At 65.8% G+C, this 21847-nt stretch carries 17 protein-coding genes; 12 read left to right on the top strand and 5 right to left on the bottom strand.

Features of this window, described 5'->3' with window-relative positions:
- The first annotated feature begins 39 nt into the window (after window positions 1–39).
- From RT424_RS06395 to RT424_RS06385, 3 genes are read left to right on the top strand one after another with little or no spacing between them, the layout of a single operon-like run.
- Window positions 40–1212, top strand: coding sequence for a glycosyltransferase family 4 protein (locus RT424_RS06395; protein WP_313435439.1), 1173 nt, complete (start codon window positions 40–42; stop codon window positions 1210–1212).
- Between the two features lie 15 nt (window positions 1213–1227).
- Window positions 1228–2187 carry an ATP-grasp domain-containing protein gene (locus RT424_RS06390; protein WP_313435437.1) on the top strand — a complete coding sequence of 320 codons (960 nt, stop codon included), beginning with the start codon at window positions 1228–1230 and terminating at the stop codon, window positions 2185–2187.
- Window positions 2180–2845: an HAD family hydrolase gene (locus RT424_RS06385; protein ID WP_313435435.1), complete on the top strand. Its 666-nt coding sequence runs from the start codon at window positions 2180–2182 to the stop codon at window positions 2843–2845. Before RT424_RS06390 ends, RT424_RS06385 begins: the two co-directional genes overlap by 8 nt.
- Window positions 2846–3084: 239 nt before the next feature.
- On the opposite strand, the gene RT424_RS06380 is transcribed toward RT424_RS06385, so the two are convergent.
- The 5 genes from RT424_RS06380 to RT424_RS06360 all read right to left on the bottom strand — a co-directional run bounded on the left by RT424_RS06380 (window position 3085) and on the right by RT424_RS06360 (window position 10199).
- Window positions 3085–3654 carry a sugar transferase gene (locus RT424_RS06380; RefSeq protein WP_313435433.1) on the bottom strand — a complete coding sequence of 190 codons (570 nt, stop codon included), beginning with the start codon at window positions 3652–3654 and terminating at the stop codon, window positions 3085–3087.
- A 14-nt stretch (window positions 3655–3668) separates the two neighbouring features.
- Window positions 3669–6026 carry a succinoglycan biosynthesis protein exop gene (locus tag RT424_RS06375; protein ID WP_313435431.1) on the bottom strand — a complete coding sequence of 786 codons (2358 nt, stop codon included), beginning with the start codon at window positions 6024–6026 and terminating at the stop codon, window positions 3669–3671.
- 194 nt (window positions 6027–6220) lie between these two features.
- A complete protein-coding gene (locus RT424_RS06370; RefSeq protein ID WP_313435429.1) occupies window positions 6221–7390 on the bottom strand; it encodes a glycosyltransferase in 1170 nt (389 codons plus the stop codon).
- On the bottom strand, window positions 7387–8826 hold the full coding sequence (locus tag RT424_RS06365; protein WP_313435427.1) for a lipopolysaccharide biosynthesis protein: 1440 nt from the start codon (window positions 8824–8826) through the stop codon (window positions 7387–7389). The genes RT424_RS06370 and RT424_RS06365 overlap by 4 nt, the downstream gene beginning before the upstream one ends.
- A complete protein-coding gene (locus RT424_RS06360) occupies window positions 8823–10199 on the bottom strand; it encodes a hypothetical protein (protein ID WP_313435425.1) in 1377 nt (458 codons plus the stop codon). Before RT424_RS06360 ends, RT424_RS06365 begins: the two co-directional genes overlap by 4 nt.
- A gap of 270 nt (window positions 10200–10469) precedes the next feature.
- Between RT424_RS06360 and RT424_RS06355 the strand changes: the two genes are divergently transcribed.
- The 9 genes from RT424_RS06355 to tuf form a co-directional block, all read left to right on the top strand.
- Window positions 10470–11855: a pectate lyase gene (locus RT424_RS06355; RefSeq protein ID WP_313435424.1), complete on the top strand. Its 1386-nt coding sequence runs from the start codon at window positions 10470–10472 to the stop codon at window positions 11853–11855.
- Window positions 11852–13051, top strand: a complete 1200-nt coding sequence (locus RT424_RS06350) for a glycosyltransferase family 4 protein (protein ID WP_313435423.1) — start codon at window positions 11852–11854, stop codon at window positions 13049–13051. The genes RT424_RS06355 and RT424_RS06350 overlap by 4 nt, the downstream gene beginning before the upstream one ends.
- 329 nt (window positions 13052–13380) lie before the next feature.
- Complete coding sequence (locus tag RT424_RS06345) at window positions 13381–13986, top strand: polysaccharide biosynthesis/export family protein (protein WP_313435421.1); 606 nt, start codon at window positions 13381–13383, stop codon at window positions 13984–13986.
- A gap of 4 nt (window positions 13987–13990) precedes the next feature.
- Complete coding sequence (locus RT424_RS06340; RefSeq protein WP_313435419.1) at window positions 13991–15223, top strand: outer membrane beta-barrel protein; 1233 nt, start codon at window positions 13991–13993, stop codon at window positions 15221–15223.
- Window positions 15224–15406: 183 nt separating this feature from the next.
- Window positions 15407–16960: an arylsulfatase gene (locus RT424_RS06335; RefSeq protein ID WP_313435417.1), complete on the top strand. Its 1554-nt coding sequence runs from the start codon at window positions 15407–15409 to the stop codon at window positions 16958–16960.
- 610 nt (window positions 16961–17570) lie between these two features.
- Window positions 17571–17942 carry a 30S ribosomal protein S12 gene (rpsL, locus tag RT424_RS06330; protein ID WP_007682177.1) on the top strand — a complete coding sequence of 124 codons (372 nt, stop codon included), beginning with the start codon at window positions 17571–17573 and terminating at the stop codon, window positions 17940–17942.
- Window positions 17943–18034: 92 nt separating this feature from the next.
- Window positions 18035–18505, top strand: coding sequence for a 30S ribosomal protein S7 (gene rpsG / locus RT424_RS06325; RefSeq protein ID WP_313435413.1), 471 nt, complete (start codon window positions 18035–18037; stop codon window positions 18503–18505).
- Window positions 18506–18631: 126 nt separating this feature from the next.
- Window positions 18632–20716 (top strand): elongation factor G, encoded by a 2085-nt coding sequence (gene fusA / locus RT424_RS06320; protein ID WP_313435411.1) that lies wholly within the window; start codon window positions 18632–18634, stop codon window positions 20714–20716.
- Window positions 20717–20806: 90 nt separating this feature from the next.
- A partial coding sequence (gene tuf, locus RT424_RS06315) for an elongation factor Tu (RefSeq protein ID WP_313435409.1) occupies window positions 20807–21847 on the top strand: 1041 nt, incomplete at its 3' end.

The raw sequence follows: 21847 nt of genomic DNA, 5'->3' as shown, positions 1-21847 counted from the left end.
CACGGGGGCAGGCCGCGCTTGGCACTTTCCACCAGACCGATGCGCATCGCGATCCTCACTTCCGGCCTTGGCGCCGGGGGAGCGGAACAGGTGATCGCGCAACTCGCGCACCACTGGTGCGGTGCGGGCCATAGGGTGGACGTGATCACTTTCGATTGCCCCGAAGACCCGATCTTTCATCGCCTGCCGGAGCAGGTCGTCCTCCACCGGCTGGGCGGGAGCAGCGGCTTTGCCGGCATGGCGGGCCGTGTCTTCGCGCTGCGACAGGTGTTGCGGAGAAGAGCAGCGGCGGAGCGGCCGCAGGTGATCGTGTCGTTCCTCACCAAGAACAACCTGATCGCCGCGCTCGCCACGCTGGGCACGCCGACGCGCCTCGTCTGCGCCGAACGCAACAATCCCGAGCGTCAAGGCACGCATCCCTTGTGGAACCTGTTGCTGCGCCTGCTCTACCGACGGGCCGACGCCATCGTCTGCCAGACCGAGGCGGTGCGGCGCTGCTTTCCCGCCGCCGTGCAGGGCAAGCTGATGACGATCGCCAATCCCGTGCCTGCGCCCGATGTCGCGCGCGCGGCGGGCGAGGTGAAGCGGGTCTGCGCCGTGGGCCGGCTTACCCATCAGAAGGGCTTCGACCTGCTGATCACGGCCTTTGCCCGCGTGGCGCCGTGCTGGTCCGACTGGCGGTTGGACATCTGGGGCGACGGGCCGGAACGCGCCGCGCTGGAAGGCCAGATCCGCGATCTCGGGCTGGAAGGGCGGGTGGTGCTGCGCGGGCTAAGTCCCCGGCCGCGCGCCTGGGTGGCCGAGGCGGGCATCTTCGTGCTTTCGTCGCGCTATGAAGGCTTTCCGAACGTGCTGGGCGAGGCGATGGCCGCCGGCCTGCCGGTGATCGCCGCCGACTGCGATTTCGGCCCCGCTGATATGGTGGAGCAGGGCCGTAGCGGAATCCTCGTGCCCTGCCAGAGTCCGGGCGTGCTGGGCGAGGCGATCGCCGGGCTGATCGCGGACCCCTTCACCCGCAGCCGCATGGGCGCGGCGGCGGCCGAGGCGATGGCGCGATTCCAGCCCGCGCGGATACTTCGGGAATGGGACGAAGTGCTGGCCCAGGTGTTGCGGGACCAAGTGCTGGCGCAAGACACTTCGGCGCGGCAGGGTGGGGCTGCGCTGACCGGCGTTTCGCCGGATGCCGGACGAAGGGCCGGGGCTGAGGGATAATCGGGGGGTAACAGGGTGGTACGGATACTTTTCACATCGGCCGGGCGCCGGGTCGAGCTGACTCGCTGTTTCCGCCGCGCGGCGGAGAAGCTGGGACTGCGCGCGGAAATCCACGCCTGCGACCTCGAACCGGAACTCAGCGCCGCCTGTCTGGAGGCCGAAGCGGCCTTCCAGGTGCCGCGCTGCACCGCGCCCGACTATGTCGAGCGGCTGCTTGACCACTGCGCGCGCGAGAAGATCGACCTGCTGGTGCCGACGATCGACACCGAGCTGGACGTGCTGTCCCGCGCGCGGGAACGGTTCGCGCAAGTGGGCACGATGGTCCACGTAAGCGCGCCCGAGACGATCGACGTGGTGCGCGACAAGGAGCGCACCATCGCCGTCCTGGCCGAGGCCGGCGTGCCGGTGCCGCGCACCGCCCGGATCGAGGAGGTGCGGGCAGATCCCTCGGGCTGGGCTTTTCCGCTTTTCGCAAAGCCGGTGGGCGGCAGTGCCAGCCGGGGCATCGGCGTGCTGCAATCGGCGGCCGACATCCGCGAGGACTATCCCGAGCCGATGCTGGTGCAGGAACTTCTGCGCGGGCCGGAATACACGATCAACATGTACCTCGATGGGCGCGGGCGGATGCGCTCCGCCATCCCGCACTTGCGCATTTCGACCCGCGCGGGCGAAGTGGAGAAAGGGCGGACCGTGCGCGACCCGCGGATGATCGCCATCGCCGGTCAGATCGCCGCCGCGCTGAACGGTGCCGAGGGTGTACTGTGCTTCCAGCTCATCGACGATCCTGATCGCGGTCCGCGCGTCTTCGAGATCAATGCCCGCTTTGGCGGCGGCTATCCTCTGGCGGACCACGCCGGGGGCCGCTTCGCCGAGAGCCTGCTGGCCCGCGTGGCGGGGCTCACCGAATGCGCCAGCGAGCACTGGCGCGAGGGCGTGACCATGGTGCGCTACGACAGCGCCGTGTTCCGTGGTTGAGATCGCGAATCAGGTTCTGGTCCTCGACCTGGACGACACGCTCTATCTGGAACGCGATTTCGCGTTGAGCGGCTTTGCGGCGGTGGGTCGACATCTGGAGGAAAGCCACGGCGTCTCCGGTTATGCCGACCATTGCGCGCGTCTGCTGGACGAAGGCCACCGGGGCACCGTGTTCGACGCGGCCCTCGCCGCCATGGGGCTGCCCACGATCGAGGTCGCGCCGTTGGTGGCGCTCTATCGTGGCCATCTGCCCGAGATCGCGCTTGCCGACGACGCGGCGCGGCTGCTCGCCCGATTGGGCGGAAGGGCCAGCGCCATCATTACCGACGGCCCGGCCCAGACCCAGGGCAACAAGGTTTCCGCGCTGGGCTTATACGAGCGGATCGGCAAGGTGGTCCTCACCGGCCTCCTGCCCGAAGGTTGCGGCAAGCCCCATGCCATGGCCTACGAGCTGGTCGAGCAGTGGTCCGGCCGGCCGGCGGTGGAGCACGTCTATATTGCCGACAATGCCGCGAAGGACTTCGTCACCCCACGCGCGCGCGGCTGGACCACCGTCCAGATCCTGCGCGAGCGCCGCATCCATCCCTGCACCGCGCCCACGCCCGACCACGCGGCGCATCATGTTGTCGCGTCGCTGGACGAACTGGCGCTGAGCTGAATTCGGGTTTCACGCAGAGACGCAGAGATGAGGAGACGGAGGGAGGTTATGGTCCGAGGCAGTTCTTCCCCTTCACTGCCGGAGGCATGAATGGGGGAGCGTCGAAGAGAGAGGAGGTGTCTGCGGCGCGATCCAATCTCTCTGCGTCTCCGCGTCTCCGCGTGATTTCTATAAAACGCGTCGACGGAGGATCAGGCCATCACGCCAGGCTCTTTGCGCCCTTGCGTGAATCCCCTTGTTCAATCCGCCAAAGCCACCGCCTGCGAACGCCGCTCGCCGCCGACCATGACCCAGAGCGTCAGCATGACGATCCGTAGGTCCAGCAGCGGCGAGGCATGGTCCACGTACCACAGGTCCAGCGCGATCTTTTCGTCGAGCGAGAGCAGCGTATTGCCATTCACCTGCGACCAGCCGGTCAGCCCCGGTCGCACGCGACCCCGCGCCGCGCCGCGCTGCCCGAGATCGGCGATGGTCTCGGGCAGGAGCGGGCGCGGGCCGACGAACGTCATGTCTCCGGCAACCACGTTCCACAGCCCCGGCAGTTCGTCCAGCCGGCTGCGGCGCAGGAAGCGGCCGAAGGCGGTGACGCGGGCCTCGTCAGGCAGCGGCTTGCCGTCCGGGCCGATGGCTTCGCGCATGGACCGCAGCTTGAGCAAGGTGAAATCCCGCCCCTCGCGACCTGCCCGGCGCTGTCGGAACAGCACCGGGCGGCCCATCGAGATCATCGTGCCGAGCCCCAGCAGCAGGAGCAGCGGCAGAAGGGTGAGCAGGAGCAACGCAGCGAGCAATCGAAGGGAAGCGAAGGCCACTCGCGCGCTCCTGCTCACGCTTCCGCGGGGCGCCAGGAATGGCCCCGGAAGAAGCGACGGACTTTGGCCGCCCACTCGTCGCGAGTGGGGACCGGCGAGGAATAGTAGCTGGCGGAGTCCGCGTAGAACTGCACCGAGTCGCCGTAGCGGCGGCGGGCGTGTTCGGCGTAGTCCACCTGGTCGAAGATCACCCCGCTGACGCTGTCGTCCAGCATCTCCAGCGCGGCGCGCATCTGGTCCCCGGTGGTGTGGCCCCAGCGGGCGACCAGCACGGTCTGGTCCGCGAAGTGGCACATGGCGCGGGCGTCGCGCACGGCGAGTGCGGCGGGCGCATTGATGATGACCAGTTCGAAGCGCTCCTTGAGCTGTTCGAGCAGGGTCTTGAGGCGGTTGGAGGACAGCAGCAGCGCGGGTTCGGCCACCGGATCACGGGCGCTGAGCAGCACGATCTGGCTGGCGCCGTCCGGCTGCTCGATGACTTGCGCGCCTTCCGGGGAGGTCAGCAGCGAACCGTCGTAGGGATGTGCCGAACGCGGGCCGACCAGGCTGTCGAGATCGGCCCGGCCGCAGACGATGTCCACGAGGTCGGGCACCTGCATTTCGTTCTGGAGCCGCTGGAGCGCGCCGCGCTTGCGCAAGTCGAGGTCGAGGATCACCGTGCGGTCGCCCATGGCGATGCCGGCGGCGGCCAGGGTCAGCGAGACGGTGGACTTGCCGTCGCCGGGCAGCGGCGAAGTGACCAGCACGACTTGCGAATTGCCGCGCGCCGCAACGGGACGGCGGTCCAGCGCTCGCACTTCGGTATAAGTGGAGCGAGCGACTTCCGCGAAAAGCGACTGTGGCTCCTTGATGACCGGGCTGTCCTTGGGATCTTCCGACAGGCTGTTGTTCAGCAGGGGCAGCATGCCCAGCGTCGGCAGCCCGAAAAGGCGGCGGATCTGCGCGGTGGTGCGCAGGCGGTCGTCCAGGAAGTCGCGGGCGAAGGCGATCAGGAAGGCCAGCACGCTCGATCCGAGCAGGGCGGTGATCGCCATCTTGACCGGGGCGGGCGCGACCGGGTCGTAGTCCGGCACGGCGGGCGAGACGATCGAGGAGGACACGCCTTCCATCTGCATCTGCGCGCGAACCTGTTCCACGCGCCCGGCGATCGCCTTGTAGGCGTCGTCGGCCAGGGTCGCTTCCCGCACCAGCTTGTCGAGCTGCACCGCATTGGCGGTATTGCGATAGGCGGTAGAGCTGAGTCCGGCGACGATGCCTTCGAGGCGGTTTGCCTGGGCGCTGTCCCCGGCAGCCTGGCTGCGGGCGAGTTCCGACATCTGCGCGGCCTTGGCCGAGGCGTCGGCGCGGGCGGCGTCCTGGACGCGGGCCTGCTCCTTGGCGATCCCCTCGTTTACGGTGACGATCTGGGAGGCGAGGCGCTTCACGTCGGGGTGGTTCGGCCCGAGGCTGGTGGAAAGCTTGGAGGTTTCGGCGATGAGTTCGCCGCGCGTCCGCTCCAGCTGGTCGAGCACGCCGGAACTGGCGAGCGCGGTGCTCTGCATCCGGCTGGCGCGGGCGATGCCGGCGCTGCGGGCCAGGGCGGCATCGCGCGCGGCGACGGCGGAGGCGCTCTGTACGGCGATGCGGTTGAGCTGGGCGAGATCCTCCGCGCCGCCCGCACCTGTCAGCATCTGGTGCTGGGCGCGGAAGTCGGCGACGCGCTGGGCGGTCTCCTCGGCTTCGATGGCGCGAGACTGTTGTTCCTGCTCAAGCGAGGCGAGCAGTTCCGAGCGGCGCTCGTTGGTCTTCATCGTGCGCAGCGAGCGGACCGAGACGGGGATCTGGTTGGCGATGGCGGCGGCAAGCACCGGCGAACCGGCGGTCACTCCGATCTCCACGAGGTCCGATCCGGCCTCGGAATTGATCGAGACCATCGACAGCACCTTGTTGGTCGCCACCTGCTGGAGCACGCGCTTGTCCTCGGGGATCTTGCCCAGTTCCCTGAGGAAGTCGTTGTCCTTGGTGAGGTGGAGGTCGTTCACCACCTGCTCGGCGGCGGAGCGCGAGCGATGAAGGCGCACGGCGTTGGCGACGCGCTCGGCATTGCGGGAATTGACGTCGGCCTGGTTGGTGCCGACTTCGTCGATCAGTTCGACCTGGACCGTGGAAGAGGACCGGTAGAGCGTGGGAGAGAGCAACTGCTGCACCAGCACCGCCAGCGTGATGCCGCCGACGATCAGCGCCATCATGACGCGGTGGCGGGATATGACGCGAAGCAGATCGCGCGGCCCGACCTGCTGGTCGGATGAGGATGATGCATCCCGAGACAGCGCCGGTCCGCGATAATGCGCCGGTGCGCTGCCGATCGGGCTAGGCGCGATTGCAGTTGACATGTGTGCCCCTCCAGAGAGGTGAAGTTCGCCGCCCGTCCCGAGAAGGGGGTGGAGCGGCCTTTGATACCTGCCGCCCCCCCTCGGGACGGGCCTGGTGCGTAACCGCCCAAACGGTACGGTCTTCAGCGTGGACTATGCGGTCAAAGCGGAAACGCGCAAAAAGGGCATCCGGGACGGCCGCGTCCTAATAGAGACTAGTCCTTTCGGGGGACGCGGCTGCGCAGCAGCGACGCGTAGAGCTCAAGGTGCCGCGCGGCGGCATTCTCGATCGTGTATTCCCTGCTCGTGGCCAGTGCACCCGCAGAAAACTGCCGATAAAGCGAATTGTCCTGCGAGAGCCGAAGGATAGCCGTCGCCAGCGCCTGGGGCCGTCCCGGCTGGCAGAGCAACCCGTTCTGATCCGGGCGCACCAGGCCCCGGTTGCCGGCCACGTCGGTGGCCACCACGGGCAGGCCCATGGCCATGGCTTCGAGAATGGCGACGGAAAAGCCCTCGTAATGGGAGGTGTTGAGATAGAGGTCGCTCCGGGCGAGGAGATCGGGCACGTCGCGCCGCTCGCCCAGGAACTCGACGACCTGCTCCAGGCCCAGCGTCCGGACCTGGGCGCGCAGTTCCTCCAGCCCATCGCCTCCGCCCGCCACGCGCAGGATCGGCGGCGGTGCCGCTTCGGTGGCATGATCGCGCAGGGCGCGGGCGGTCTCGATCAGCAGCGAATAGTTCTTCTGGGCGGAGATCGCGCCCACGCTCAGCACGTTGCACGGCTTGCGGGAAGCGAGCCGGGGGCCGCGGGCCTTGTAGCGGCTGGACGGGGCGTTCTGGATCAGCGTGAACGGCCGCTTCGACAGGCGCCGGTACATGCTCGCGGTATCGTTGCTGATGGCGACGTAGTGGTGAACCGCCCGGTCGATCGCGGCGAAGAGCCCCGGCGGGAAGCTCAGGCGGCTGTTGTGGTAGGTGAAGACGATCGGCCCCGAAAAGCCCGAGAAGGCCAGCATGGCGACCGCACGCACGGAATGGACATGGACCACGTCCGGCCGGGAGGTGGCAAGGTGCCGGCGCAGCGCCAGGACTCCCGGCACCAGTCGCCGCCGCGCGCCTAGCCGCAACGATTCGAACGCGCAGCCGCTGTCGGCGATCTGGGCGGCGAGCTCGGCTTCCATTTCCGCCGAATTGCCCAGGATGGGCGCATCGCAGAAGGCGACGATGGTGCCGCGCGCGCCTCGCGCCGCGAACGCGGCGTTGAGGTTGGTCACCAGGATCTCGGCCCCGCCGGAGGTCAGGCTGGTGATGATCGAGCTGACCCGCAGCGGCCGGGCGGGGATGACCTTGCGGTCGAACTCGGTGGCGGGCGCCTGTGCGGTCATGGCTCGGCCTCGTGGGAGGAAACGGTTGCAGCTTTCGCCCGGTCCGCCCGTTCGGCCTTGCGCAAGCCGCGCCAGAAGGCGGTGTCGAGCAGGATCAGGTTGGCAACCCCGAAGGCGATATGCGCGTAGTTGGCGCCCAGGGCACCGAACTGGGGTATGAGCACGAAGGCGGCGGCGAAAAAGGCGGCGGCGGAGACGAAGCTGGTGACCAGCACGAAGGTCGGCCGGTTCATCGCCAGCAAGGCGGCACGGGCGGGTGTCGTGTGAAGGGTCAGGAGCACGGCCATCAGCTGGACCAGCAGCAGTTCATAACTGTCGGAAAAGCCCGGTCCGAACACCAGCTCGATCGCGGGTTTGCCGATCAGCCAGCAGGCACCCAGCGCGCCCAGCGCGATCGCCGCCAGCGTGAGTTGCAGCATCGAGACGAGCTGGCCCATCTTGCCCGGCCCGACCTTGCTCCACAGACGGGCGAGGTCGGGGTAGATCACCGTCTGGATCATGTCCCCGGCGGTCTGTGCCACGCGCGCGATGCGGCGGGAAAGGTAGTAGAGCCCCGCCGCGCCCGGCCCGGCGAAAGTGCTGACCAGCAGCGTGTCCATCTCGTGCGTCATCGTGCGCAGGGTGGAAGACAGGTTGGTCGATATGGCGAACCGCATGAAGCCCGGGAACCGCCCGGTCAGGTTGCGGCGGTCGGCCTTGAGCGGGCTGGGCACGCCGGTGTCGGAAAGGGCGCGGAAGCCCAGCAGGTTGAACAGCGCCGAGTCGAAAATCTGGCTTACCGTCCAGACCAGCACGAACCACACCAGGTCGGCGTCGAGTATGTAGAGCAGCACCGACAGGAAGAAGCGGGCCACGAACGAGGCCAGCTGAACATAGGCGAGCGTGCGGAACCTGCCCGAAAGGCGCAGCGCCGCACTGGACATGCCGCGCGGGTTGCAGGCGATGGCGCAGGCGTAGATCGCCACGAGATCGATATTGCCCCGGCCCAGGCCGATCAGGTCGCCCGCCAGCCAGCCCACCACCACGGTCATCACCGCGGCGACCAGTGCGCTGCCGACGTCCAGCAGCAGGCCGTAGGCATAGAGCGACGATATCCGGCCCATGTCTCCCGTCTCTTCCTCCGCCGCGACGAAGCGCACCAGCGGCTGCCACGATTCAAAACGGATCAGCCTTTCGCAGACGCGCCCGATCGACAGGATGATGGCGAGGATGCCGAACTGTTCCTGCCCCAGCGAACGGGTGGCGATGGCGAGGCTCGCCATCATGATCATCACCCCGCCGAAATTGCCGGACAGCAAATGGCCGATGCTGGCCAGGTGCGGCCTGAGCATCTCGACCCCGCCCCGGCGCGCACGCAGGCGTTCGGCAAGGGATGTGTGGCGGCGACCCAGGACCTTGCTGGCCGTGGCGTCGCCGGCGCTTTCGGTTGAGGTCATCCTGCTTCCGAGGTCCGTTCTGTTTCTAGGGTCCGATCGCGCCCGTTCCATGAAGGGCGTCGCGCGGAAATGAAGGAGGCGGCGGCGCCGGCCGTGGCAAGCGCGAACATCAGCATCACCGGCCCGTTCCACATCCGCGCGAACATGTGCGGCAGCGACATCGCGTAGAGGAAGAACACGCCGAGGATGGCGAGGGCCGAGACCCCGTCGGTGCGACTTCGCCCGGCGATGAAGGCGCCGTGGACGAACATCGCGGCGAACATCAGGCTCAGCCCCAGGAACGAGACGATGCCGCCTTCGTTCAGCACCAGCAGGTAGAGCTGGTGCACCGGCATGCCGTAGACGCTGGCCTTGCGGTAGCCGTCGCTGCCCAGGCCGATCAGCAGGTTGTCGCTGGACATCTGCCAGGCCTCCTGGATCAGCACCGAGCGGCCGACGAAAGTGCCGGCCTTGGTCGGATCGCCCGAGACCACCGCTTCGCCCACGCGCTGTTCGAACACCGCCGGCACCGGCCCGCCGAGGCCCACGTAGGCAGCAACCACCAGGACCACGGGCAGGGCGATGGTGATCACCGTGCGGATACGGGAGAGCGCCAGCACGAAGCCGATCGCCAGGATCGTGCAGGAGAAGGCGGTGAAGCTGGCGGAATAGACCATCCCGGCGACGATCACGAGCGCCAGCGGCACCGCAGTGACCGGGCGCAGGCGCTTCTCGATCACCGCATGGAGCAGGAAGATCAGTGCGAAGACGCAGACCGCGCCATTGGAATTGGGTTCTCCGGTGAAGGCGCCGAGGCGGCCGTTCCCGGTGACCACGTACTTGTTGACGTACTGGTTGATCATGTCGCGGCTGAACAGGTTGACCAGCGCGATGCCCACCGCCTGCGATACCGCCACGCCCCAGACGTAGGCGTTCGCCGCCTTGCGCAGCGTGGCCAGCGAACAGTTGGCCAGGACCATCGGGATCAGCAGCAGCGCGAAGGCATATTGCCCGGCGACCACCGGCCAGCGGGCGAAGTCTCCGTGCATCGTCGAGCCCACCAGCATTCCGCCCAGCAGCATCACCAGTCCGCCGACCCACAGCACCGACATGCGCCCCATCATCCTGGCGTTCAGCCCGCGCGAAACGAGCATGAGCAGGATGCAGACGATCAGGATGATGTCCGACATCGTCAGGTTGAACGCGGGAATGCGCCCGACCTGCCACCAGCTCAGGAAGAAGGCGGCGGCGGGCAGCAGGAAGCCGATGGCTCTATCGTAGGGCGACTCGGGCGCGCGAACGGCCCGATAGGTGCCCGGCATCCTGAACGGACCCCGCAGGATGTCCGGTCTGGGTGTCCCCCCGTCGGGAAGCTGGGTGAGGATAGCGGCCATGGCGGGATCATGGGCAGGGCCTCGGCCCAAGGCAAAGGCCAGTCCGGACGAGAGAGGGGCGCATAGATGGTAGCGCAAAAGGGGGAGGGCAGGCGCCCTGCTAAGTCCAATTGGTAACTTGTGCACACGCAGGTGGAGGGTCACGTTCCGTTTCTGCATGGCTCTGCGCGGGCACGCGGGTGATCGCCATTTCTACCCGGCCGATCCGCAAGTTCCGAAAAAGGACGGTGTCGAAAGATTTAAGCCCCGAACCCCGACAGGAGAATCGGCATGACTGCGGCAAGATCTTCCAAGAAGTTCACGTTCCGGACGATCCTGGCGCTCGCGGCTTTGGGACTGTCCATCGGGGCGGTCCTGCTTGGCCTGGCCGGAAGCGTCAGCGAGAAAGTGATGGCCGCGGCTCCGGTGGTGAAGGTACCCGCCGGAAAGAAGTCCTTTCCCGCCGCCGTGGGCTATGGCGCCACCAGTGTGGGCGGGCGCGGGGGCCGGATCATCTACGTCACCACCCTGGCCGATTCCGGCACCGGTTCGTATCGCGCCTGCGTGACCGCCAGCGGCCCGCGCGTCTGCGTGTTCCGGGTCAGCGGCGTGATCCGCTTCACCCAGCGGCCGCCCTGGATCATGACGCCCTACCTTACCATCGCCGGCCAGACCGCGCCCGGCGGCGGCATCACCCTGGCCCATGGGGGCGGCAGGAACGGCCTGACGCCGCTGGTCATCAAGAACACCCACGACGTGGTGGTACGCGGCATCCGCGTGCGCAACGACCGCATCGGCGGCAATCGCGAGGCCGAGGACAGCATCACTATCGAAAAGAGCAGCCGCGTGGTGATCGACCATGTCAGCGCCTCCTGGGCGCGCGACGAGCTGATCAACGGCTATGACGACAACGACGAGATCACGATCAGCAATTCTATCTTCGCCTGGGGCATTCCCAAGCACGACAAGTGCGCGCTGCTCGCCAGCGATCCGGTGGACAAGCAGAAGCTCAGCTTCATCGGAAACCTCTGCGCCCACAACGGCGACCGCAACCCGGACATCAACTTCCCCAAGGGCTCCTGCGTGGAAGTGATCAACAACGTGCTCTACAACGCCGCCTCGGAATTCGCCGAAGTCTGGGAAAGCTATGGCGGCAGCCCGGTCTCGATCGTCGGCAACAGCTTCATCGCCGGCAAGAACACGACCGCGATGAGCCGCGGCGTGGCGCGCGAGACGCAGGGGTCGACGGGCACCGCATCGATCTACCTCTGGGACAATGCCTTCGACGGCAACTTCAAGCACGTTAGCCCGGAAGTGGTGCCTGCCCAGATCCAGCAGGCGCCTTGCCCCCTGACCGTGCAGCCGATGAGCGCCTCGGCCGCCTATGACGCCGTGCTCGCCCGCGCCGGCGCCTTCCCCCGCGACCCCATCGACAAGGCGGCGGTGGCGGATGTGAAGAGCCGCACCGGGCGGATCGGGGAGCCGGTGCCCGCGCTTCCGGTTCCGGCCAGCGGCACGCCTTATGCCGACGACGACAAGGACGGCATGGACGATGCCTGGGAGCGGGCCAACGGTCTCGATCCCACCCGCAACGACGCCTGGGCCGACCGGAACGGCAACGGGATCGAGAACATAGAGGAATTCCTCACCTATCGTGAGAAGGGGTTCGGTCTTTGAACAGTATCGCTGCGCCGCTGGCGCCCGGTTTCGAGCGAAGCGGCAGCGATGCCGTTTCCTCCACGCGTGCCTTGCGCATCTGCTTTCCCTTCGCCGGGGATGAACTGGGCGGCAGCCATGTGTCCGCGCGCGGACTGATGGAGGGGCTCGATCCGGCACGCTATCGGCTGCTGGTCGTTCCCGAGGTGCCTGAGGGCACGATAGCCGATTTCTTCTCCGCCTTCGCGCAAGGCGGCGATCCCGCAAGGCCGAGCCGTTCCTTCGTTCCGGGCGCGCGCTTCGGTATCGGCAAGGTGCTGCGCACGCTTGCCGGCGTTCCGCGCCGCGCCCGCTTCCTGCGTGAAAACGCTATCGATGTGGTGCACAGCAACGACGGGCGCAGTCATGCCAGCTGGGCGCTGGCGGCGCGGCTGGCGGGCGCGCGGCTGGTCTGGCATCATCGCGGCGATCCCGACGCGCGGGGCCTGCGCTTCGTGGCCCCGCTACTGGCGAACCGGATCTTCACCGTTTCGCGCTTTTCGCTGCCGCAGGGCTCCGGCAAGGCGGCCAGGGCGGCGCAAGTGGTCTACAGCCCGTTCGACACCAGCGTCACCGCCGACTGGGCGAAGATGCGGCGCACCCTGGTCGAGGAACTCGGCTGCGCCGAGGATGCGGTGATCTGCGGCTGGTTCGGCAATTTCGTGCAGCGCAAGCGTCCGCTCGAATTCGTCGATGCGGTGGAGCGGCTGGGTGCCTTGCTCGACAAGCCGGTGGTCGGCCTGATGTTCGGAGATCCCCGCAACACCGAAGTGGGCGACGCGCTGCCGGAACGGATCGCACAGGTCTCCGGAAACGCCCGGGTCCACATGATGGGCTATCGCAGCCCCGGCCACGAATGGCTGGCGGGCTGCGATCTGCTGCTGGTGCCCGCCGCGCGCGAGCCGCTCGGCCGCACGCTGGTCGAAGCCATGCTGGTGGGCACGCCGGTGGTCGCCACCGATTCGGGCGGCAATCCGGAAGCGCTGGAGGGCGGCTGCGGCGTTCTCTGCACGCTAGACGATCCTCTGGCGATGGCGCGCGCGGCGGCCGACCTGCTGGCCGATCCCGAACGACTCGAAGAGATGCGCACTCGTGCGAAGGAAGCAGCCCGCCGCCGCTTCTCGCGCGAGAACCATATCCGTCAGGTGACGGCGGCCTACGACGAACTCGCGCTCTAGTTTGGAAAATGCCCGAGGGGCATTTTCGATGCTGTACCGGCCCACGCCCCCACCCGACCTCCCATTCAGGATACTCTCGTGGGAGGTCGGGTGGGGGCGTGGGCCGGTGCAGCGAAATTCGCTTAACGCGTATTTCCAAACACACGGAACTTCGTTTCCACGAGGATTAGCCTCTCTCGCCCGAGTATTCACCTGATAACCCTTAATAACCAAGGCATTCGGCCGGTCTTTCGGTCAACTTGTGGTCCACGGTTCCGCTGAGGATCGCGCCCCTATCGAAGGGATCGCGAACGCCGGGCGGGTTCATTTTTCGAGGGAGGGCAAACCCAATGACTCACGGTCCTGCAAGCCTGCTCCGGCTCCGGCCGCTCATGGCGGTGCCGCTGGCGCTGTCGCTCATTTCGACTTCGATGCTGGGCGCCTGTTCGTCGCCCACGGCATCGTTGCCCACGCTCGCGTCCGCTCCGGCAGGCAACTACCGGGTGGGCGCGGGCGACAAGCTCCACATCGTGGTGCAGGACCTGCAAAGCGCCAACGGTGACTACATCGTCGAAGACAGCGGCGCGATCTCGCTTCCCTATATCAAGCAGGTCACCGTTGCCGGTCTCACCTATCGCGAGATCGAGCAGGGCATCGCCGCCTCGCTGCTGCGCCAGGGGATCATGACCGGCGACCCGGTGGTCAACGTCGGCCCGGTGGAGCTACGGCCCTTCTACGTGGTGGGCGAGGTGAACAAGCCCGGCCAGTTCGAATACCGCCAGGGCATGACCGTGCTTGCGGCGATCTCGGCGGCGGGCGGCTACACCTATCGCGCCAAGACCGGCAAGGTGGCGGTGACCCGCGTGGTCGACGGCAAGGACGTGACCGCCAGCGCCGACGAGTTCGCCGTGATCATGCCGGGCGACCGGATCCGCGTCTACGAGCGGTGGTTCTGAGGCCGTGCGGGGGGCAATCGCATTTGCAGCGCCACTTCCATTTCTGCTCGCGATCCCGCAGCAGGCCTGGGGCCAGGCACGCGACATCGGCTCGACCGCATCGGCGGTCTATCCCAACGACAGGGAGTATCGGCAACTGCCGATGCGTCTCGGCTCGCTCAACGTCAGCCTCGGCGGCGAGGCGCGGGTGGAGTATGACACCAACGTCTACGCCACCCCCAGCAACGCGCGCGACGACGTCCACCTGGAACTGACACCGGAGCTTCAGGTCGACACCGGCCCTGGTACTTTCACCGGCCAGGCCCACGCCTCGGCCACGATGCGCCGTTTCGCCAATCTCAAGACCGAGAACACCGAGGCGTGGTCGCTCGACGGCACCTTGCGCTGGTCTCCGGCGGTGACGACCTCGTTCGTCGGCCGCGCGTTCTGGAATCGCACGGTCGAGGAACGCGGCAGCCCGGAATCGCGGCAGGATCCCAATTCCGGCCCGCGTGAGATCGACAGCATCGGTACCGATTTGCGCTTCCGCCACATGACGCGGCGCCTGTTGTTCGATCTCCAGGGCAACTTCACCAAGTTCGATGCCGTCTCCCGCGCCGACGACAACCGCGACTTCAACGGCATGAACGGCGTGGCGACGGTGGGCTGGCGTGTCACCGGGATCACTTTCGTCACCGCCAGCGCCTTCGTCGCGCGGCGCGACTTCCGCCTGGAATACACGCCCACCGGGGAGAAGCGGAACACCACCACCTGGGGTGGCCGCGTGGGCGTGGAGTTCGAACCGGGCGGGGTGCTTCAGGGCAACCTTTCTGCGGGCGTCTTCCGCTTCAGCCCGGACGAGAAGACGGTGCCCGGCCGCACCGGCCTGTCCGTCTCGGGCAGCCTGACCTACCGGCCGAAACAGCGCACCGCGATCATGCTCGACGCCTTCAACGGCGATGTCGCGACCTTCCGCAGCGGCGCGCAAGGGCGTACCGACACGACGCTCAAGCTCTCCGTGCAGCAGGAAATCCGCCACAATCTGTTCGCCACCGTGGCGGCGGGCTACCGGCGCACGCGCTATGTCGGAACCGGCGTCAAGGAGCAGACCCCGACCCTCCAGGGCGAAGTGGAATACATCGTCTCGCGCAACATGTCGGTGGCGGGCTACGCCACCTTCGGCAAGCGCAACAGCGACGACGCATCGCAGGAGTTCGACCGCCTCAAGCTGGGCGCCTCCTTCCGCCTGCGGTTCTAGGACGGATCGCCATTCGGCCCCGCCCGGGCCTTGCCGCCCTTCTCCTACGGGAGACAGGGCGGCAAGGTCCCCCCCCCCGAGACTTCCTGCCGCATAACTCAGTAGTAAACCCGATGGCCCGCGCCCGCCACGACGGTAGCTTTGCCGCTCCAGCCTGCCTGTAGTCTGAGCGGAGTATCTGAGATGCCCAATGGAAAGCCCAATATCCTCGTCATCTGGGGTGACGATATCGGCATGTGGAATGTCGGTGCCTATACCCACGGCATGATGGGCGATACGCCGAACATCGACCGGATCGCGAAGGAAGGCATGATCTTCACCGATCATTACGGACAGCCCAGCTGCACGGCAGGCCGCGCCGCGTTCATCACTGGCCAGATGCCGGTCCGCACGGGCATGACCACCATCGGCATTCCGGGTTCTCCTCGAGGAATCCAGAAGGAAGATCCCACCCTTGCCGAAGTGCTCAAGGTGGCCGGCTACAAGACCGGCCAGTTCGGCAAGAACCACCTAGGCGATCGCAACGAATTCCTCCCCACCGTCCACGGTTTCGACGAGTGGTTCGGCAACCTCTACCACCTCAATGCCGAGGAAGAGCCCGAGGAACTGGACTATCCGGGCCAGAAGGATCCCGAATACAAGAAGAAGTATGGCCCGCGCGGTGTCTTCCATGCCTGGGCGACCGACACCCATGACGATACCGATGACGGCGTCTTCGGCGTTCGCGGCAAGCAGAAGCTGGAGAACACCGGCCCGCTGACTCGCAAGCGCATGGAAACCTTCGACGGCGAAGTGCTCGACAAGACCATCGACTGGCTGGACCGCAACAAGGAAGGCCCGTTCTTCTGCTGGTTCAACACCACCGCCATCCACATCTTCTCGCACCCCCAGGAGAAGTACAAGCAGATGGCCGTGGACGAGGGCCGCGCCGAGGAAGACGTGGTGCGCGCCAAGATGATCGAGCATGACGAACAGATCGGCGTCCTGCTCAAGTGGCTCGACGACAACAACCTCGCGGACGACACCATCGTCGTCTACTCGACCGACAACGGCAACGAGATGATGCTCTGGCCTGACGGCGGCTATGCCCCGTTCCGTGGCGAGAAGGGCACCACCTGGGAAGGCGGCGTGCGCGTGCCGATGCTGGCGCGCTGGCCCGGCAAGATTCCGGCGGGCAGCAAGAGCAACGGGCTCCAGAATCACGAGGACGTCTACGTCACCCTCGCATCCGCAGCGGGCCTGGGCGATATCAAGGACAAGCTGCTGGAAGGCACCAAGCTGACCGGCGAGCTGACCTACAAGGTCCACCTCGATGGCTTCGACCAGCTCGACGTCTGGACCGGCAAGACCGACAAGTCGCCGCGCAAGGCCTATTACTATTATGACGAAACCGAACTGACCGCCGTGCGCGTGGGCAACTGGAAGATGCACATCGGCGTGAAGAAGGAAGGCTCGTGGTGGAACGCCAAGAGCTACCCCTCGGTGCCGTACATCTTCAACCTGCGCATGGACCCGATGGAGAAGATGGACCCGGAAAGTCACGAATGGGGCTACATCGGGCGCAAGTTCTTCGCCTCGAAGCTCTGGGCGCCAACGGCTGCGACGCCATACCTGGCAGCGCATCTCAAGAGCCTGCAGGCCTATCCGCCGCGACAGGCGGCCGATACCCTGAGCATGCACAAGGCTCTGGAGTCTGCCATGGCCAAGCTCGACAATCCGGGCGCCAGCAGCAACTGACCGGTACGATCGTTTCCGTCGGGGAAGGGCGGGCGTCACGCGCCTGCCCTTTCTTTCGTTCGGCCGTTCATCTCGTGCGGACCTGAAAGCCGCCCGGCGAGGGGCGGCCCCTCCGGGCCTTCCGATTTTCTTGACCACCCGCGCGAATTTTCCTATGGGCGCCCATCTCCTGCGGGTGTTCCTGCAGGAAACGACATAGAGCTGAACATTGTCATGTCGGCATTTTCGGGGCTTTTCCGCAGTCTGGCTGTGCGAAAAGTCGTTTCGAAACTCTCTTCCGCGAATCGCGGGGAGGCGTTTTCCGGGAAGGGCGCATGGCAAAGTAATCCGGTGAATTCTGCCGGGTGGAGTGTTTTTCGGCTCACGTTCGACGGTCGCGAAGTGCGGGCCGCCAGTCGCCAACGGTTTAGGCCGGGCACATTGGCAGGTCAGGGCAATCCGGCGGTTCGGCGTGATCTCTCGAAATTCTTTCCTCCTCCTCTCAGATGCTCCGGGCTCCCTGTCGGACTGCCCCTCGGGGTGCGAAGGGTTCGCGCCGGTGCCGCCTGTTTCAAACAGGAATACGCTCCGGTCCGGATCCATCGCACTCCCATTTGAAAGAAGAGTATAGATGCCCACTATCAACCAGCTGATCCGCAAGGGTCGCGAGCCGCAGAAGGCCAAGTCGAAGGTTCCTGCGATGGAGCAGAACCCGCAGAAGCGCGGCGTTTGCACCCGCGTGTACACCACGACCCCGAAGAAGCCGAACTCGGCTCTCCGCAAGGTCGCCAAGGTGCGCCTGACCAACAGCCGCGAAGTCATCTCGTACATCCCGGGTGAAGGCCACAACCTGCAGGAGCACTCGGTCGTGCTCATCCGCGGCGGCCGCGTCCGCGACCTTCCCGGCGTGCGCTACCACATCCTGCGCGGCGTGCTCGACACGCAGGGCGTCAAGGATCGCAAGCAGTCGCGCTCGAAGTACGGCGCCAAGCGTCCGAAGTAAGCCGGCCCGCGGGGCTTCGCGCCTCGCACGGTAGAAGATTTACCGGCCGGTGATGCTCACGCTCCCGCCAGAAAGCACAAGGAATATCAACGATGTCACGTCGTCGTCGTCCCGAGAAGCGGATTATCCTGCCCGATCCCAAGTTCGGGGATCTCATCCTGTCGAAGTTCATGAACAACCTCATGTACGACGGCAAGAAGTCGGTCGCTGAAGCGATCGTCTATGGTGCCATGGAAACCATGGAAACCCGCGCCAAGTCCAACCCGGTCCAGCTGTTCCACGACGCTCTCAACAACGTCGCGCCGCAGATCGAAGTCCGCAGCCGCCGCGTCGGCGGTGCGACCTACCAGGTTCCGGTCGAAGTCCGTCCGGAGCGTGCCCAGGCTCTCGCCATCCGCTGGCTGATCACCGCAGCCCGCAACCGTCCCGAGACCACCATGTCGGCGCGTCTCTCGGGCGAGCTGCTCGACGCTGCCAACAACCGCGGCAATGCCGTGAAGAAGCGCGAAGACACGCACCGCATGGCGGACGCGAACCGCGCCTTCTCGCACTACCGCTGGTAATGCGTGGTGTCGTCCGGCTGGCCCCCTTTGCGGGAAGTCATCCGGGCGTCACACTTTTATTTCAGGGGGCGAGGTCTTATCTGAAGGCCGCCTCGCTCCCGAAACACTCCTGGTAAGGAAATCACCATGGCACGCAGCCATCCGCTCAATATGTACCGTAACATCGGTATTATGGCGCACATCGACGCCGGCAAGACCACCACGACCGAGCGTATCCTCTACTACACCGGCAAGTCCTACAAGATCGGCGAAGTCCACGACGGCGCTGCTACCATGGACTGGATGGAGCAGGAGCAGGAACGCGGCATCACCATCACCTCGGCTGCGACCACCTGCTTCTGGACGTCCGAGGGCCAGGAATACCGCATCAACATCATCGACACCCCCGGGCACGTCGACTTCACCATCGAAGTCGAACGCTCGCTGCGCGTGCTCGACGGTGCGGTCGCGTGCTTCGACGGCGTTGCCGGCGTTGAGCCCCAGTCGGAAACCGTGTGGCGCCAGGCTGACAAGTACGGCGTTCCGCGCATGTGCTTCATCAACAAGCTCGACCGTACCGGTGCGAACTTCAAGTACTGCGTGCAGTCGATCATCGACCGCCTCGGTGCGACGCCCGCCGTGCTCTACATTCCGATCGGCCTCGAAGCCGATCTGAAGGGCCTGGTCGACCTGGTTCACAACCGCGCGATCGTCTGGAAGGACGAATCGCTCGGCGCCGAATTCTTCTACGAAGAAATCCCGGCCGAGCTGGCTGACGAAGCCGCCGAGTACCGCACCAAGCTCATCGAACTCGCCGTCGAGCAGGACGACGAAGCGATGGAAGCCTACCTCGAAGGCAATGAGCCGGACGTCGCCACGCTCAAGAAGCTGATCCGCAAGGGTACGCTGGGTCATGCGTTCGTGCCGGTCGTCTGCGGTTCGGCGTTCAAGAACAAGGGCGTTCAGCCCCTGCTCGACGCCGTCGTCGACTACCTGCCTTCGCCGCTCGACATCGAAGACGTCCAGGGCGTCAAGGTCGACAGCGACGAGGCCGACAGCCGTCCGCCGGAAGACAGCGCGCCGTTCTCGGCTCTCGCGTTCAAGGTCATGAACGACCCGTTCGTCGGTTCGCTCACCTTCTGCCGCATCTACTCGGGTACGCTCTCGAAGGGCTCGTACCTGAACTCGGTGAAGGGCAAGAAGGAAAAGGTCGGCCGCATTCTCGAAATGCACGCCAACGACCGTAAGGACATCGAAGAAGCCTTCGCGGGCGACATCGTTGCTCTTGCCGGCATGAAGGAAACCACCACGGGCGACACGCTCTGCTCCGAAAAGGCGCCGATCGTTCTCGAACGCATGGAATTCCCCGAGCCGGTCATCGAACTGTCGGTGGAACCGAAGACCAAGGCCGACCAGGAGAAGATGGGCGTCGCGCTCAACCGTCTCTCGGCCGAGGATCCCTCGTTCCGCGTCACCACCGATCACGAATCGGGACAGACGATCATCAAGGGCATGGGCGAACTTCACCTGGACATCATCGTCGACCGCATGCGTCGCGAGTTCAAGGTCGAAGCCAACGTCGGTGCTCCGCAGGTCGCCTATCGCGAATACCTCGCCAAGCCTGTCGATGTGGACTACACCCACAAGAAGCAGTCGGGCGGTACCGGTCAGTTCGGTCGCGTGAAGATCAAGGTCACGCCGGGCGAGCGCGGTGCGGGCATCACCTTCAAGGACGAGATCAAGGGCGGTAACATTCCGAAGGAATATATCCCCGCGATCGAAAAGGGCATGCGCGAAACCGCTGCCTCGGGCTCGCTGGTCGGCTTCCCGATCATCGACTTCGACATCGTCCTCTACGACGGTGCCTACCACGACGTCGACTCGTCGGCCCTGGCCTTCGAAATCGCCGGTCGCGGTGCCATGCGTGAAGTCGCGCAGAAGTCCGGCATCAAGCTGCTCGAGCCGATCATGAAGGTCGAAGTCGTCACCCCCGAGGAATACCTCGGCGACGTCATCGGCGACATGAACAGCCGTCGTGGCCAGATCCAGGGCACCGACAGCCGCGGCAATGCCCAGGTCGTCGAAGCCATGGTTCCGCTGGCGAACATGTTCGGCTACGTGAACCAGCTCCGCTCGTTCACCCAGGGTCGTGCAAACTACTCGATGTTCTTCTCCCACTATGACGAAGTCCCGGCGAACGTCGCGGCTGAGGTCAAGGAGAAGCTTGCCTAAACGGCAAGATCATTCTAGGGGCGGCGCCTGTTTCGGCGGGCGCTGCCTCACATTCCCGCAGATTACAATTCAAGCAAAGAAGGTTTGAAAATGGCGAAGGCAAAATTCGAGCGGAACAAGCCGCACTGCAACATCGGCACCATCGGTCACGTTGACCATGGCAAGACCACCCTTACGGCTGCCATCACCAAGGTCATGGCCGAGGCATTCGGCGGCGAAGCCGTTGACTTCTCGAACATCGACAAGGCTCCGGAAGAGCGCGAGCGCGGCATCACCATCTCGACCGCACACGTCGAGTACGAGACCGACGCCCGTCACTACGCGCACGTCGACTGCCCGGGTCACGCTGACTACGTGAAGAACATGATCACCGGTGCTGCCCAGATGGACGGCGCTATCCTGGTCGTGAACGCTGCTGACGGCCCGATGCCGCAGACCCGCGAACACATCCTGCTCGCTCGCCAGGTCGGCGTGCCGCAGCTGGTCGTGTACATGAACAAGGTCGACCAGGTCGATGACGAAGAGCTCCTCGAGCTCGTCGAACTCGAAGTGCGCGAACTGCTCTCGTCGTACGACTTCGATGGCGACAACATCCCCGTCGTCAAGGGTTCGGCTCTGGCCGCTCTCGAAGGCCGTGACGACAACATCGGCAAGGAATCGATCCTGGCTCTGATGAAGGCCGTTGACGACTTCATCCCGCAGCCCCCGCGTCCCACCGACAAGTCGTTCCTGATGCCCGTCGAAGACGTGTTCTCGATCTCGGGTCGTGGTACGGTTGTGACCGGCCGCGTCGAAACCGGCATCGTCAAGGTCGGTGAAGAAGTCGAAGTCGTCGGTATCCGCGACACGCAGAAGACCACCGTCACCGGCGTCGAAATGTTCCGCAAGCTGCTCGACCAGGGTGAAGCCGGCGACAACATCGGCGCGCTGGTTCGTGGCCTGAAGCGTGAAGACGTCGAGCGTGGCCAGGTTCTCGCCAAGCCGGGCACCGTGACCCCGCACACCGAGTTCTCGGCTGAAGTCTACGTTCTGTCGAAGGACGAAGGCGGCCGTCACACGCCGTTCTTCGCGAACTACCGTCCGCAGTTCTACTTCCGCACCACCGACGTGACCGGCGAAGTGATCCTCCCC

The sequence above is a fragment of the Novosphingobium sp. genome (assembly GCF_032093395.1).
Taxonomy (GTDB): Bacteria; Pseudomonadota; Alphaproteobacteria; order Sphingomonadales; family Sphingomonadaceae; genus Novosphingobium.
Note: the sequence above shows the minus strand (reverse complement) of the source record. Positions and strands in the feature narration are given on the sequence as shown.